This window comes from Alteromonas pelagimontana, from assembly GCF_002499975.2.
In the GTDB taxonomy this organism is placed as follows: Bacteria; Pseudomonadota; Gammaproteobacteria; order Enterobacterales; family Alteromonadaceae; genus Alteromonas; species Alteromonas pelagimontana.
The window spans coordinates 1,457,751-1,472,547 of record NZ_CP052766.1; the positions used below are offsets into that span (position 1 = coordinate 1,457,751).

Here is a 14,797-nt window from a genome sequence, read left to right on the forward strand (position 1 = left end):
CTATTTAAGAATCTAAAGCTAACAGGAATTTGATGCTGAGTCAGTACGCATTTGCCGACATACTCGTCCTTTTTTTGTACGCGCTGACGCTATTTGCCAGTGGTTGGCTTTTTAGCAGAAAAAACCGTTCTGCCGACGATTACTTTCTTGGCGGACGTGCCATTCCTATGTGGATGGTGGCAATTTCTGTACTGGCAACCTCGCAATCAGCAGCAACATTTCTGGGTGGGCCGGATCAAGGTTATCGCAACGATTTAACTTATTTGGCGACCAACATTGGTGCTTTTATCGCGGCGTTTTTTGTTGCCATATTTCTTATTCCCAAGTTTTATCAAAACCGGGTTTATACCGTTTACGAATTGCTGGAAAAGCGGTTTGGCGCGCAGGCAAAACGCCAGGCCGGGCTCATGTACTTATTTGGCAGGGTGTTTGCCAGTGGCGCCCGGCTTTATATGGCAGCATTAGCAGTAGCAATGATTCTGTTCGGCAACATTGAAAGCTCAAGCGTGATTTTATCGACATTGATTATCACGCTGGTGGGCCTGGCGTACACAGTATATGGCGGCATTCGCACGGTAATTTATTCTGACGTACTACAGGCGTTTATTTATGTTGCTGCTGCGTGCGCGGTAATTATAGTGTTATACAATGCCATTCCGGTAGGTATGGAAGGCATCATTGCTGCGCTGCAACATCCCGCGCCGGGTGAGCCCTCCAAATTACGCGTGATTAATACCAGCCTGGATTTTTCCCCCGACGGCGTATTCAGTCTCTGGTCGGTACTGACTGGCTTTGTCCTTCTCAACATTGCTGCGTTCGGGCTGGATCAGGATATGACGCAACGGGTACTAACATGCAAAAGCGCGCGGGAGGGCAGTAAAGCCATGCTGATGTCCGTCATTATGGTCATACCGGTTATGCTGTTGTTCATTATCATCGGCCTGTTGCTTTACCTGTACTATCAACGTCCAGACATTATGGCAATAGCCAGCGATGGCGGCCCCGTTCCCACCTTTGCAGGTAAACCGGTAACCATATTTATGTACTACGTACTGACGGAAATTCCGGCAGGAGTCAAAGGTCTGGTAACAGTAGGAATAATTGCAGCAGCTTTATCAACGCTTAATTCGGGGCTAAACTCTATGGCCAGCGTGTTAGTGCAGGATATCTATCGCCCATGGCGGCAACAGCGCTCCCGTATCAAGCTAAATGAAGCCCATTATGTCACAGCAGGACGCTGGGCAATGGCGATAGTGGCTGCAGCCCTAGGGCTGATGGCATGTCTGTGCTATTACTGGCAGCAATATACTGCCACGCCGCTATTACAATTTGCTTTGGGAGTAATGGTGTTTTCTTATAGTGGTCTGCTTGGGGTTTACTTTGTCACACTGTTTAGCAACCGTGGCAACAGCACCTCAGTCATGCTGGCTCTGGTGGTGGGATTTTGTGTACCCTTGTTGATGCAGCCTTACGTAATGACACTTTATCTACCGGAATCTATGCAAATTAGCATCGGGTTTACCTGGCAACTGGTGATAGGTACGGCATTGGCAACGCTCATTTGTATTGCTGGCACTTCTTCACCTGCTACGCCTACTAACAAGCTGGCGTAGCAACAAGGGAATACTTTAAGCTTCTTCGACGACAGAAAGCAACACCAATAACACCTGACATTAGGCAGACTATGCAGCCCAACAAGACAACCAGCTCTACCGATTTATTAGCGCAGTTAAATCAAATTGCTTCTGAAGGCAGAAATCCGGACACCATGGATATTGATCTGCTGCCCACAGAAGCCGTTTTACGCAAGATTAATCAGGAAGATGCCAAGGTAGCGGCCGCAGTAGCGCTGGTGATCCCTCAGATTGCTCGCGCAGTCGATACTATTGTGGAGAAGCTGCAGGCGGGCGGCAGGCTTATTTATATCGGTGCAGGTACCAGTGGCCGGTTGGGTATTCTGGATGCAGTGGAATGTCGCCCTACGTTCAGTGTCTCCGACAGCCTGGTTTGCGGTGTAATTGCGGGCGGCGAAAAAGCGATTCAGCACGCCGTAGAAGGCGCAGAAGATAACAAAGTACAAGGCGTCGAAGATGTTAAAGCCATCCAGCTTGGTGATAAGGACGTACTAGTGGGGTTATCTGCCAGCGGTCGAACGCCCTATGTTGCAGGCGCACTTGAGTACGCCAATAGCCTTGGCTGCGAAACCGTATCAATTACCTGTAGCCCGGGTTCGCTGCTGATGGATGTCGCGAACAATGGTATCTGCCCTATTGTGGGGCCTGAGTGCCTTACCGGCTCAACCCGCATGAAATCCGGCACTGCGCAAAAGCTGGTGTTGAATATGTTAAGTACCGCCAGCATGATTCGCCTGGGCAAAACCTATCAAAATCTTATGGTAGACGTAAATGCAACCAACCAAAAGTTACAGGCGCGCGCGATACATATTGTTATGCAAGCGACTGACTGCGATAAGGCAACTGCAACACAAGCGTTACTTGCCTCAGGTAATCGGGCCAAAGTCGCCATTCTTATGTTGTTGACCGACACCAATGCCGAAGATGCGGAAGCTGCGCTACATGATCATAATGGCTTTTTACGCCGCGCGGTCCAGAGGCAGTAAATGCGGCGCTGGCTAACGATTTTTATCCTGGCATCCACTCTGCTAAGTCTACAAGCAGCGGCTATCACTGTAGGAGCAGAGCGACCCAGCCAATATATGCCTTTACTACAGGATAAGCGGGTGGCTTTGGTGGTAAATCAAACTTCCCGCGTGGGCGATGTTCACCTGGTAGATCACCTGTTGGCGCGCAAGATTAACGTAGTGAAAGTGCTGGCTCCAGAACATGGCTTTCGGGGTGAGGCTGGCGCGGGCGAAGCTATCAATGATGCTCGTGATGGAAAAACCGGCTTACCGATACTGTCGGTATACGGCGCGACCAAGAAACCCACCTCCACCATGCTCAAAGACGTAGATATCCTGATTTTCGATATTCAGGATGTGGGCGCGCGTTTTTACACTTATATCAGCACGCTGCATTACGTTATGGAAGCCGCTGCCGAGCAAAACATTCCGTTATTGGTGCTTGATCGTCCGAACCCTAATGGTCGTTTTGTCGATGGCCCTGTACGCGAATCGGGTTTTCAATCTTTTGTTGGCATAGATCCTATTCCCGTATTGCATGGCATGACAATTGGCGAACTTGCCCAGATGATTAAGGGTGAAGGCTGGATAAATCAGGCGCAGCAGCTCGATTTACGTGTGGTACCCGTGAAGGATTACGCAAAAGCTCAGGCTTATGTATTGCCGGTGCCCCCAAGCCCAAACTTACCGAACGCTGAAGCGGTAAGGCTTTATCCGTCACTGTGTTTTTTTGAAGCCACCGCGGTTAGCGTTGGACGGGGAACCGCTCTTCCTTTTCAGATAATCGGGCACGATACCGTACCCTTGGGAGATTTTACTTTTACTCCCGAAAGCCTTCCTGGAATAGCACTACACCCAAAGCTAGAAGGCAAGAAAGTGCGGGGACGTGATTTGCGAAATACGCCCATTGAAGGTTTAGATTTAGCATTACTGGTAAAAACGTATCATCAGTTTAAAGACGCTGGCGAACCCTTTTTTATCCATCCAGATTTTATGGATAAACTTAGCGGCACGGATAAACTGCGAAAAGCCATTGAAGCCGGTGAAAGTGCAACCGCAATTAAAGCTGGCTGGCGCACCGATATTCAAGCGTTTATTGCACAGCGCAAGCCTTACTTGCTGTACCCTGAACAATAAGCGCTGCTTAAAATCTCCTGTACTCGGCTTAAATCAGACGCATCCTATTCGTGTTTAACTGATGGGGCGCTGCTGACGAAACTGTGAAACGACTTTGTTGGTGCGTTCCAGCAGCTTTCGTCCTTGGCGCGACGCTTGTGTCAGCGCGATAAACAACATATCAATGATAAGTTCCTGAGCCGTTCTTGCCAAAATAGAAGAGAGGCGAAGAGAAGCTTCCTCGGCAACGGAAAACAGCTGTACGTCGGCATGTTCGGATACCTGATTTTGCCCGTACTTGGTAATAGAAATAATTTTTACCTGGTTTTTTCGAGCTTCATGAATAACATTGACAATTTCACGTGTTGCACCAGATTCACTAATTGCCACCAGCACATCGGATTCGTTGTAAGTCGCGGCGCTCGCCAACTGAACATGCCCGTCAGCTTCAGCTAGTGCCGTCATTCCCAGCTTCTGTAATTTGTAAGAAAAGTCCTTACACACCAGCGCGGAGCCGCCCACACCGCAAATCAATATTCGCTTAGCGTTCTTCAATAATTCTACGGCTCTTTCAAACGCTACCATCTCATTTAAATTTCGCGTCTCATTCAGTACACTGATTTTACTGGCTAACAGTTTATCTGCCATCTGTTCAAAGCCATCGCTTAAGGTAATTTGCCCGTGAATCTGGGTGTTAGGAATTTCCTTATTTAACGAGTCAATAACTGCCAGTTTAAACGCCGGATAGCCTTTATAGCCAAGTTTTTGCGCAAACTTCACCACGCTTGATTGACTTACCCCAACTACATTCGCCAGTTCCTGCGAAGATAAATCCCGCACCGCATTGGGCGAATCCAGTGTAAAAGTGGCCAGTTTCGTTTCACTAATAGACAGCGCGTGTTTAATTGCTTTAATTTTGGTAAATGCTGACATAGTAATTTCGCTTGTTATTCCCCTGGATACCACGTTTTATTAACTATACTTTTCGCTCGAACAAGATACTGATAAAAAGACAGTGATTCATCCCGAAGAATTATTTATTCAAATATAAACCAGTTGATACGAATATCAAAATCTCATTAAATGAACAGGAATGCCAGTCATCAGGAGACGCCGTATGGCCACCCACAGTAGTATCAGCAGTAAACCTTCTACCCGAAAGCGTGGGTGGGAGAATTTCCTGAACGGCATCAAAAGCATTCTCCCGGATAGCGGCATTATTACTGATGTCAGCCGCCGCGTGGCCTTTAGTACCGATGCCAGCTTTTATCACAAAGTGCCTAAATTAGTATTACAGATAGAAACGCTGGCGCAGATGCAGGCAGTGCTCCGGTTGGCCCAGGCGACGAAAACTGCCGTAACATTTCGAGCGGCGGGCACCAGTTTGTCAGGTCAGGCTATCAGCGATTCAGTATTGATCCTGCTTTCGCCACACTGGCAACAGGCGGAGATCCTTGAAAATGGTGACAGAATTTCGCTTCAGCCCGGCATAATTGGCGCTAAAGCTAACCGTTTATTAGCGCCTTTTGGTCGTAAAATCGGCCCTGATCCTGCTTCTATCAACACCTGTAAAATCGGCGGTATTGCTGCTAACAATGCATCGGGAATGTGTTGCGGTGTTAAGCACAACAGCTACCATACCATGACCGATATCTGTTTTACGCTAGCTGACGGCGCCACAATAGATACAGCAGATCCTGGCAGCGTTAACACCTTTCGTAAAAGCCACGCGGCTTTGCTCAGCGCTTTGTCTGCAATAGCCGCAAATCTGCGTAAAGATGAGGTGCTGAGTGAACAGGTGCGGCATCAGTATCGGCTTAAAAATACCATGGGGTATGGCCTAAATGCGTTACTTGATTATGAAGATCCTCTCGATATTCTTAGCCATCTGCTAATTGGGTCGGAAGGTACCCTCGGCTTTATTGCCAATATCACCTATCGGACAATTCCGGTGCTTCCCAGTCGCGCTACCGGCCTTTACCTTTTTCGCAATTTAAAAGATGCCTGCGCAGTTATTCCCGCACTTCAGCAACTTAACGTAGAAGCAGTCGAGTTAATGGATTCACGGGCGCTTAACAGCGTGGCTTCCTTGTTGCACGCTTTCTATCCCCATGCCATTGAAAACGGTGCGGCGGCATTGCTGATTGATGTGGGTGAGCAGTCTGAAGAATTACTCACTACTCAGTTAAAGCAACTTGCAAAAGTACTTTGCGAGGGCGCAAATGCTGCTAAAGCTATGTGTGAATTTACCCGCGATCCGTTAGCAATAGAGGCACTTTGGCGAATTCGCAAGGGGTTGTTTCCGGCAGTGGGAGCAGTACGCGAAACCGGCACCACGGTGATTATCGAAGATGTCGCCTTTCCACTTGCACAATTGGCTGAAGGTGTATCAGCACTGACCAAGCTATTCGAACGCCACGGTTATGATGAAGCGATTATCTTCGGCCATGCTTTGGACGGAAATGTCCATTTTGTATTCACCCAAGGGTTTGAAACCGCCAACGATATCGCGCGTTACGATAACTTTATGCAGGATGTGGTAAAGCTGGTAACCGGGCAGTTTGACGGCACTTTAAAAGCAGAACATGGTACCGGCCGCAACATGGCTCCGTTTCTTTATGCGCAATGGGGGGAAGCTGGCGTCGCCATCATGCAGAAGATTAAAAAGGTAATTGACCCCGCCGGTATATTAAACCCTGGCGTTATCATCAACGCTGACAATCAGGCGCATCTGCAACATTTGAAGGCGATGCCCGCGGTAGATCCTATTGTTGATAAATGCATTGAATGTGGCTTTTGTGAACCACAATGTCCTTCCTTAAATTTTACATTGTCGCCTCGCCAGCGAATTGCGCTGCGTCGGCGTCAGCAGCACATGCCGGTTGCGTCTCGCCAGGAAATAGACAATGCGTTTAATTTTCTGGGCATTGAGTCCTGCGCAGCAACAGGTCTGTGCGCCACGACTTGTCCGGTGGGCATTGACACCGGTAAATGGGTAAAAAAGCTTCGCGTCGAACTGGCTGGATCTGACAGCGTAGCGACGCAGACAAGCAGATTTTTGTCCCCCAGCCTCGCAATCGGCAGATTTACTCTTTCAGCGGTAAAACAGGCCGCGAACTGGCTACAGCCGGAAACAGTAGAACGTGCCAGCTTTAAGCTCCACCGCTGGACTCAGCGGAAAACGCCGATTTGGTATCAAGACATTCCTGCGGGTGCAAAAATTCGTACGCCACCCGGACAACCGTTTAGCGATAAAGCGGTATTTTTTTCCACCTGCCCTAATCGTCTTTTCGGGGCAGATGAAGACTCATCTTCTATGATGACTGTGGTATCTCGTTTGCTGAATAAGGCGGGTATTGAAGTTATTTTTCCGGATAACATGGATAGCACCTGTTGTGGTCAACCGTGGGAAACGAAAGGCTTTCCTGACCAAGCTAACGCGCGCCGTCAGAATTGGTACAAGCAGCTGGCTAGTGCCAGTGAAAACGGCAAATGGCCAATTATTCTTGACGCCAGCCCCTGTGCCTTACAATTAAAAGATACACCCGATTTGAATATCTACGAACTCAGCGAATATTTACTGGAATACGTTGTACCCCGCGTGCAAATTCACCCTAGTAGCGAATCAATTATGCTGCACACAACCTGCAGCAGTACGCATTTAGATAAGGGTTATGCCATACAACAACTCGCTTCTTTATGTTGTACTCACATTGTACAACCGGAAGAAATTACCTGTTGCGGTTTTGCTGGTGATAAAGGGCTGCTTCTGCCGGAACTCAACGCCAGCGCCCTGGCCTCTTTAAGGCAATCGGTGCCGCATCTCTGTAACCGAGGCATTAGTAACAGTCGTACTTGCGAAATTGGACTTTCTCACCACAGCGGCGTACCTTATCATCATATCGTGTATCTATTGGATGAAGTCAGCAAACCGCGTTCTTTTGCTGATAAGGAATAATATTATGGCTACCCATCCCCATCTACCTGCCGCCGACATCGCGCAGCTATTCGATACCCTACATTTCAAGCAGTTGGCAAAACCTCAGCTTACTTATGAGGATATTGCGCCAGTCATGACATTACTGAGCGCTAAGCCTCACGTGCAGTTTACGCAAATAGGCAGCTCACTAAACGGCGTGGCAATTCACCGGTTTACGCTTGGCAGCGGCCCCACAACCATTTTAGCCTGGACCCAGATGCACGGAGACGAGCCCACAGCCACAGCCGCGGTGCTGGACTGGCTGCAAATACTGCTTACGCAAACTCCTGCGAGCCTGCCGGAAGATTGGCAGAGCCGCGTAACACTTCACATAATCCCAATGCTGAACCCGGATGGCGCTCAAGCTAACACTCGCGAGAATGCGCAAGGCATCGATATAAACCGTGATGCGGTAGCCCAACAAAGCCCAGAGGGAAAGCTGCTATGGGAGCAAGCCACCTCCCTGCAACCTCACATCGCGTTTAATCTTCACGATCAAAATCCTTACTACGCTGTAGGTAACACGGATGCCCCTGCCACCATTTCATTTTTGGCACCGGCATTTCATCAGGACAAGCACGTTGATGCGCCGCGATTGCGGGCAAAGCAGCTTATTGGCGAGATGCATCATGTACTTAAACACTGGCTTCCTGGCAACATTGCCCGCTACGATGATACCTATTCCCATCGTTCTTTTGGCGACAACATCGCCGGTTTGGGCGCCAGCACTATTTTAATTGAAAGTGGTGCGCATGCAGATGATCCTTACCGGCAAATTGCGCGACGCATGAACGTTATCGCGTTAAACACCGCCCTGCAAAGTCTGTGTTCAGGCACATTTTCTCAGCGTTCACTGGCCGATTATTATGCTATTCCGCCCAACCGTGAAGACGGGCTGTGTGATCTTAAACTTTGCAATGTGCAGCAACATCAAAACCACATTGCTTTTAACGCTGATATTACGATAAATATGGATAGGAAAACCCAGATTGCTACCATTAAAGCTATTGGTGATCAATCTGTGGTAAAAGGATTTGCTACGCTGGCGGGGGAAAGCCTTACCGTATTTCCTCGCAAAGGGTTTGCACTTACTGAACCGCTGGAGTTAGCTACAGATACGTATTTATCACTATTACGGGAAGGATATATTTACTTCACTGGCCCTGCAGAATATTTGACAAGTCACACCGATTTACCTGTATGGCACTGCCCGTCGACATTATCACTGGGCTGCTTAAAGCCAGAAGAGCCTGCTTATTTATTGGCGGGGAGTCACAATACGCCGAAGCTGGCAATTTTAAACGGCCACGTTATTGCCCTCTAAACATGGCTTGGAGCGCAATGCAGCAGCGGATTGATGATATCAGTTGGAAATCATTCGGCGCTGCGCCCCACTGGTTCGATGAAAGGCGTTATCCCTTTTACAAATCACCACTACTTTATGTTGTTACAGGGGCCTTCTGTTGCCACACTTTTTGTTAAACAACGTCCGTGACAAAGCGTCAAAGGTTTATTATACCTAGGGTTTAACGGGTGTATCTTGCAGTAACTTTACGATGTTCTGATTGCCGTTTAAATCCGCAATATCAATCAGGTAACTCTTCTGCAATTCATCTAATACTAAGTTCGTTAGCAGCTGTTTCACTCGTGTTTCTTCACCGTTGGCGATAGCCGATTCCAATCCTTTCATGTTGGCAATAGAATTGTGCTTAGGTTCGTTATCTTGATTTATCATGGGTTCTCCTTAATTTTCTGCAAATTGATACGAACACAAAGAAGGTCAGGATCGCGATTTGCGCAGTATAGACTGGCCGTTGATACCTTTATTTTAGTAATCGTAATAGCAGAGAAGTTGTCGTACTATCGGTATAAGGGATCTACACCTGAAGGGACAACGGATTGAACCGAAATATATTTCTACTCTGGCAAGGGCAGTTTGTCAGTCAGATAGGATCACAAGCGTTTAGTATCACAATGCTCTACTGGCTGATGGAAACCACAGGCTCATCCGCCATAATGGGAACAATACTGGCAGTATCTTTAATTCCCAGTGTGTTACTTGGCCCTTTCGGCGGCGTTTTTGCAGACCGTCATTCTCGTAAAACCATCATTGTAGTTACCGATATCATCCGCGGCCTGTCGGTATTCCTGCTCGCTCTTTTAATGTTTTCAACCCATGACGATACCGCACTGATTATTTGGATGTTCTTTGTCGTCTCTACATTAAATGCAGCATCAAAAGCCTTCTTCCAGCCAGCGATAGAGGCTTTTATGCCAATTCTGGCGGATGCAGAAAAACTACCGAAAACAATTGCGTATTTTGGTTCATCCAATCAGGTGGCTACGTTGGTTGGACAAGCATTAGGTGGAATGTGTTACCGGCTTTTTGGCGCACCATTACTGCTACTGTTCGACGCTTTATCTTATTTAATTTCCGCTATCAGCGAGATGTTTATTCAGTCACCTGCGGTTAAGAAAACCTATATTTCTCTGCCCGTTAAAGAAACTTACAAGAGCCTGATTAACGATCTTCAAGAAGGGCTGGATTACGTATTTAAGAACAGAGGCTTAATGACGGTTATTCTATGCGCGTCGTCTATCAACTTCTTCTGTGCGCCTATCATGCTTTTCCTGCCATTTTTAGTGAAAAATAGCTTACATGAAGCGGCTCATTGGTATGGCTTTATGTTAGCGGCTATGGCGCTTGGCAGTATGTCTGGCTACTGGTATTCACAACACAGAAAAGTAAAAGCCGCAGCACGAGCAAAATTCATGTTTTTATCTTTGCTAGGTGCTTCTGTCTGTTTTGTGGTGCTAGGCTCTAGCAGTAGTACCTATATTTCGTTAACGGCTATCGCGTTGTCGGGATTTTTCTTTGGCACATTCAATCTGCAATCCATGGCACTGTTCCAATCGGTTATCCCTGAAGCAATACGCGGGCGAGTGCTCAGTTTACTGATAACTGCTTCCACCGCGTTACTTCCGTTAGGGCTGGTTTTAAGTGGAATTATTGGTGAAATATCCGGCAACAACACGCTTTTAATTTATACATCATCGGGCATAGCAATGGGCTTGGTAGCTCTAGTACTTGTTGTGGATAGTTATTCATCTGCATTCCTGGCTACGGAAAATTTGTAGCATTAAAGAAGTGATTAATTGATGCTTTTCGAAGTTAATAATTGTGTTCACCAAACGATAACAGCGACTGCAGTGTTACCGAGGAAATTAGTTATGGTAGAAGGAACCGCTATTGCTGTTATTCTGTAACGTATTTTTAGACAAATACCAACAGCTGAGGGGTCGCTTCATTGGTAGTTTTTGATAACGTCAGCCATTCCTATGGGCAAAGAAGCGTATGCCGGAATCTATGTTTGAATATCGATTCGGCGCGGGTACACCTTTCTGGCTTGCTAGCTTTTCCGTTAGTGGCTTTTATTTGGGCACAGGAACTGACAAAACTTCAATGGTTGCTACTCTGGTCTGCCGCTATTTTCATCGAGCACCACATACCAGCTATTTCGTTAACATTGGGCAGATGGCCAAAGGGCCCTTTGCGGCTTTTCTTACAGGCGGACATTGCCTCCCCTGAAGGAGAGAAGTTTAGGCTTATTTCGTTACTTTTACTGATAACACTGACGCGGGTTAGTATGACGGGACTGCACGCTGATGTGCAACCCTATTTGTTTAATCTGGTAAGCTTTCTTACTGCACTGGTACTGGCTAGCAGCCTGTTTGGAACGCAGACGATCCGACTCCGTTACGAGCTTTATCTTACAACTTTGCCTAACAAAAAGTTTCCGCTGCTGATCGAAAGTATTTTTTACGTGTTTATGAAGACGTCGGTGGGAATATTTCTGTTATTCCTAACCGATTTTTTTGGAGCTACACAATGGAGCTTATGGTTCGTGTTCTACTTAGGAACTATAGCGGGAATATTATGGCGCCCTCAATGGTTCCTTCTTTTTCCGTGCGTCATTGCAGTAGGAGCATTTCTTTTTTCCATGGCGGGTTAGCCGCAGGAATATCGATTGCCATGCTGCGGTAGAAGGTGTCATGAGGAAGAAAGATCCACGAATTTAATTTGTCGCCAGCCATTCCCTTTTGAAACATGCGAGGTTATTCACCAGCACGCTTTTTTGCTATTTCTAACAGTAACCACCTATAGGCAAAACGCGCTGCAACCTCTGGCTACGGAAAATTTGTAGCAACAATAGACTAGGGTGAATGTGTGTGAGAAAGTTATCGCCAGCTATAGTAGATGCTTCAGTACCGTTGTGCTGTGGCCGTTATCACTGACAAGGATGCCGTTTGAGATGATAAGGATATTTATGAAATTGTATGTTTTATCTTTTCTGTTGCTGTTTATCGTTCCCTCCTGCCTGGCTGATGAAACCAAACCACCGGTCTTTAGCTGGGAAAATCCAACTACACTCTACTTTAAAGGTAATGTTTCAAAAGATAATTTTCGACTAATGCAAGAGGAGTTGAAAAAGCACAAAAATTCTCTTGAGACCCTTATCATCTCAAGTGGTGGCGGCGAAACTACCTGAGGTTTAATGTTCGGAAATTTTGTACGCGATCGTCAGATCAACGTAGTAGTACGTATTCTTTGTGCTTCTTCCTGTGCTAATTATGTATTTACTGGCGCTAAGTCTGTATACCTTGAAGCGGGTGCAATTGTCGGCTGGCACGGCGGCGCGCTTCAAGACTATTCTGACCAGATGAAAAATTTCTCCGAAGAAAATAAGTTGATGATGCGTCAATCTATGGCGGACTGGTGCAGCGAGGAATCTGCATTTTTTGCTGCGATAAATAAGCCACAGGAAATGTTGATATGGGGACAGCTTTTTTCACAACAAAAAAATTATTCTGATGAAATTCAACTTTGGTCGTACTCTCTAATGGACTTAAAAAATCTGGGATTTGATGTAACAGCTGAAGATAAGGAAATAGCAGTAACCAATGAAAAAGTCGGGCATATTGCTGCTGTATTACCGGTGACTTCAAAGTTGTTGAGCTTTTCAAGAAGCTGCAAAGAGGCACTGGAATTGACGTTTAATTAAGCAAAAGCAGTTTGTAAGTTGTCGCCAACACTCTATAACAACTGCAAACCTTTGAAAAGCCAGGGCGAGGGCGCGAATATCTTTTAAACAATAAGTGAAAGTTTCTTAGCCGAACTTCTGGAGCATGGATGCTCCAGCAGAGCCATCAGGGATGATTTTACGGCGTTTCGGATAAGAAACTCTTACATATTTTCACAGCTGATGGTTTTTCGCTCACTCATGCGGTTGCCCTGTCTGGACAGCTCAACAGCTCCTGAATAGCGTCGCCATAGCCATTCGATTTACAAATCCTCAATTATTCACCAGCCCGCTTTTTTGCTATTTTCCAACAGTAATCACCCACAGGCAGAAGTAGACAAAGTAAAAGTAGGCTTAAGAATCCATTTTCCAGGCCACCGGTTAAAAAGCTAAAAACGGTACCTGCCATTGTCCCTAAGCCAAACAGTGAGAAGATGCACAACACTGATAACGGTGAAAACAGATAAGCTTTGTTTTTTGATGATGGAACGATTAACTGGTAACTAATTCTGCCGAACCAAAAAGCGAGTAGCGCTAAGATTGTGTAAACAATAAAAATAGCGAGAGAAAATCTACCATTCGAAGTTATTAAAAAGAACCCTATAAGAGATAAAAAAGCCAGAGAAATGGCTGAAGTGACAAGCCCTATAAAGGCTCTTAATGAAACGCTAACTTCCTGTTCAAAAATCACAATAACTCCTTTTTACGATATAGCTTCCTGTCATGCCACCGCCCGAATATAGCGCATGCTTCTTAATGCCGTAAATCAGACTGTAAAACAACCTTAAACATTAAACCAGATGTTTATACAGAGTGATTGCCACAAGTATCGATGCCGAACTTAGGCACTGCTGATCGGCCCTTACGCGCAGTGGTAAACACTCACTACAGCCTCTGGCTACGGCTTATAACGACCTGGTAACTGTAGCGTCTGCTGGCGTAGCTATTGCGCTCGCAACCGAACTTTATTCTTTTGATGTAAGCAGAGTAACGTATAGCCGCTGTACCTCGTTGGCACAGAGAACCAGAGAGACACCAGTAAGTGCTAAAATCCGGTCTGTTGTAGAGGCTCGCTGCGGCATGTGCGATTACAGGAAAAGCGACATTGGACGATGCAGGTGCAAACTGAGCTGAGCCTATCAGCCACTGCTATCCTGCCATGGCCACCGCCCCGTTAGTTCAACATCTAAGGTAAAGCTGAGAAACGTACGAATTAAAACGATAATGGCTAGCACGCTGACAGTCTGGAATGTCAGTTCCACCGCCACAGTATGAATAATATCTGCCGCAACAAGAAACTCCAGACCGAGTAAAATTCCCCGCCCGAGACGCTGACGAACCTGCCGAAATATTGTTTCTGCCTTGTCCTTTTTAAATAAGCCAACAGAGCCGTAGATCAAGGTGTAAAATGAAATTCCCACTATAATAAAAATACCCAAAAGCTCTACTACAGACGCTCCCCATTCTGCTATTGGTTCGATTAAATCCTGCATTTTCTCTCCATCGTGAATAACTTACCAACGCCTCGGATAAGTTGGTAATTGGAAATAGAACGCGTTGATCCGCTGTCGTGACCGACTGAATAGCTATAAGCGGAATCTTAATATTCACAACCGCAGAAGTAGCGGAAAGTGCCTGCTGGCCTAATCAGAATTAGCATCTAAAACCACAATAAGCGAGCCGACCAAGATTATTAGCAATTACAACGCGATGTTTTTTTACCTCTTACACTCTAGTACGCCAGCACCACAATAATTGTTTGATGCAGATATAAAATGAATAATCGACTCCTGCAAAATAAGCACTCAGGCGTTGCCTCCGCGGCCTGCAGGACACTCCCTACTTCAACAACTGCCTCCAAGATCCACTTGGTGTTTATAAACTATTGTCGATCTAATTCTGGCGAACAGGCGCTTCAATTGTCGCAACATCAATTTTTTCACGATCATTTGTGCATTGAAGGCTCGTGTAGCAGCGATA

General features: G+C 46.4%; 13 protein-coding genes. 9 read left to right on the forward strand and 4 right to left on the reverse strand.

The features are described 5' to 3' along the window. Positions 1 to 32: 32 nt before the first annotated feature. The 3 genes from CA267_RS06585 to CA267_RS06595 all read left to right on the forward strand — a co-directional run bounded on the left by CA267_RS06585 (position 33) and on the right by CA267_RS06595 (position 3,778). On the forward strand, positions 33 to 1,613 hold the full coding sequence (locus CA267_RS06585) for a sodium:solute symporter (protein ID WP_075608225.1): 1,581 nt from the start codon (positions 33 to 35) through the stop codon (positions 1,611 to 1,613). A gap of 71 nt (positions 1,614 to 1,684) precedes the next feature. Continuing rightward, entirely contained in the window at positions 1,685 to 2,620 is a 936-nt protein-coding gene (murQ, locus tag CA267_RS06590) for an N-acetylmuramic acid 6-phosphate etherase (protein ID WP_075608224.1), read from the forward strand. Next, positions 2,621 to 3,778, forward strand: coding sequence for an exo-beta-N-acetylmuramidase NamZ family protein (locus CA267_RS06595; RefSeq protein ID WP_075608223.1), 1,158 nt, complete (start codon positions 2,621 to 2,623; stop codon positions 3,776 to 3,778). A gap of 54 nt (positions 3,779 to 3,832) precedes the next feature. Here the strand turns inward: CA267_RS06595 and CA267_RS06600 are convergent, their stop codons facing one another. Continuing rightward, positions 3,833 to 4,690 carry a MurR/RpiR family transcriptional regulator gene (locus tag CA267_RS06600; RefSeq protein WP_075608222.1) on the reverse strand — a complete coding sequence of 286 codons (858 nt, stop codon included), beginning with the start codon at positions 4,688 to 4,690 and terminating at the stop codon, positions 3,833 to 3,835. A gap of 184 nt (positions 4,691 to 4,874) precedes the next feature. On the opposite strand from CA267_RS06600, the gene CA267_RS06605 reads away from it, so the two are divergent. Both CA267_RS06605 and CA267_RS06610 read left to right on the forward strand, forming a co-directional pair. Next, positions 4,875 to 7,715 carry an FAD-binding and (Fe-S)-binding domain-containing protein gene (locus CA267_RS06605; RefSeq protein ID WP_075608221.1) on the forward strand — a complete coding sequence of 947 codons (2,841 nt, stop codon included), beginning with the start codon at positions 4,875 to 4,877 and terminating at the stop codon, positions 7,713 to 7,715. Between the two features lie 4 nt (positions 7,716 to 7,719). Beyond that, positions 7,720 to 9,060 carry a M14 family zinc carboxypeptidase gene (locus tag CA267_RS06610; protein WP_075608220.1) on the forward strand — a complete coding sequence of 447 codons (1,341 nt, stop codon included), beginning with the start codon at positions 7,720 to 7,722 and terminating at the stop codon, positions 9,058 to 9,060. 195 nt (positions 9,061 to 9,255) lie between these two features. Here the strand turns inward: CA267_RS06610 and CA267_RS06615 are convergent, their stop codons facing one another. Then, the gene (locus tag CA267_RS06615; RefSeq protein ID WP_075608219.1) at positions 9,256 to 9,471 is read right to left on the reverse strand and encodes a hypothetical protein; all 216 of its coding nucleotides are present in this window, start codon (positions 9,469 to 9,471) and stop codon (positions 9,256 to 9,258) included. A 164-nt stretch (positions 9,472 to 9,635) separates the two neighbouring features. On the opposite strand from CA267_RS06615, the gene CA267_RS06620 reads away from it, so the two are divergent. The 4 genes from CA267_RS06620 (at position 9,636) to CA267_RS06635 (ending at position 12,799) form a co-directional block, all read left to right on the forward strand. Next, on the forward strand, positions 9,636 to 10,874 hold the full coding sequence (locus tag CA267_RS06620; RefSeq protein WP_075608218.1) for an MFS transporter: 1,239 nt from the start codon (positions 9,636 to 9,638) through the stop codon (positions 10,872 to 10,874). Positions 10,875 to 11,107: 233 nt separating this feature from the next. Further along, on the forward strand, positions 11,108 to 11,749 hold the full coding sequence (locus tag CA267_RS06625; RefSeq protein ID WP_075608217.1) for a DUF6136 family protein: 642 nt from the start codon (positions 11,108 to 11,110) through the stop codon (positions 11,747 to 11,749). 315 nt (positions 11,750 to 12,064) lie between these two features. Further along, a complete protein-coding gene (locus CA267_RS06630) occupies positions 12,065 to 12,286 on the forward strand; it encodes a hypothetical protein (RefSeq protein ID WP_075608216.1) in 222 nt (73 codons plus the stop codon). 6 nt (positions 12,287 to 12,292) lie between these two features. Next, positions 12,293 to 12,799: a hypothetical protein gene (locus tag CA267_RS06635; RefSeq protein ID WP_075608215.1), complete on the forward strand. Its 507-nt coding sequence runs from the start codon at positions 12,293 to 12,295 to the stop codon at positions 12,797 to 12,799. A gap of 295 nt (positions 12,800 to 13,094) precedes the next feature. On the opposite strand, the gene CA267_RS06640 is transcribed toward CA267_RS06635, so the two are convergent. Next, positions 13,095 to 13,508 carry a hypothetical protein gene (locus CA267_RS06640; RefSeq protein WP_075608214.1) on the reverse strand — a complete coding sequence of 138 codons (414 nt, stop codon included), beginning with the start codon at positions 13,506 to 13,508 and terminating at the stop codon, positions 13,095 to 13,097. Positions 13,509 to 13,956: 448 nt separating this feature from the next. Further along, entirely contained in the window at positions 13,957 to 14,310 is a 354-nt protein-coding gene (locus tag CA267_RS06645) for a DUF1622 domain-containing protein (RefSeq protein WP_075608213.1), read from the reverse strand. Positions 14,311 to 14,797: the final 487 nt, after the last annotated feature.

What these genes read in the sequence shown, in the direction of transcription:
- CA267_RS06585 (WP_075608225.1), top strand. Translation starts at nt 33, where the DNA reads ATGCTGAGTCAGTACGCATTTGCCGACATACTCGTCCTTTTTTTGTAC.
- murQ (WP_075608224.1), top strand. Translation starts at nt 1,685, where the DNA reads ATGCAGCCCAACAAGACAACCAGCTCTACCGATTTATTAGCGCAGTTA.
- CA267_RS06595 (WP_075608223.1), top strand. Translation starts at nt 2,621, where the DNA reads ATGCGGCGCTGGCTAACGATTTTTATCCTGGCATCCACTCTGCTAAGT.
- CA267_RS06600 (WP_075608222.1), bottom strand. Translation starts at nt 4,690, where the DNA reads ATGTCAGCATTTACCAAAATTAAAGCAATTAAACACGCGCTGTCTATT.
- CA267_RS06605 (WP_075608221.1), top strand. Translation starts at nt 4,875, where the DNA reads ATGGCCACCCACAGTAGTATCAGCAGTAAACCTTCTACCCGAAAGCGT.
- CA267_RS06610 (WP_075608220.1), top strand. Translation starts at nt 7,720, where the DNA reads ATGGCTACCCATCCCCATCTACCTGCCGCCGACATCGCGCAGCTATTC.
- CA267_RS06615 (WP_075608219.1), bottom strand. Translation starts at nt 9,471, where the DNA reads ATGATAAATCAAGATAACGAACCTAAGCACAATTCTATTGCCAACATG.
- CA267_RS06630 (WP_075608216.1), top strand. Translation starts at nt 12,065, where the DNA reads ATGAAATTGTATGTTTTATCTTTTCTGTTGCTGTTTATCGTTCCCTCC.
- CA267_RS06635 (WP_075608215.1), top strand. Translation starts at nt 12,293, where the DNA reads ATGTTCGGAAATTTTGTACGCGATCGTCAGATCAACGTAGTAGTACGT.
- CA267_RS06645 (WP_075608213.1), bottom strand. Translation starts at nt 14,310, where the DNA reads ATGCAGGATTTAATCGAACCAATAGCAGAATGGGGAGCGTCTGTAGTA.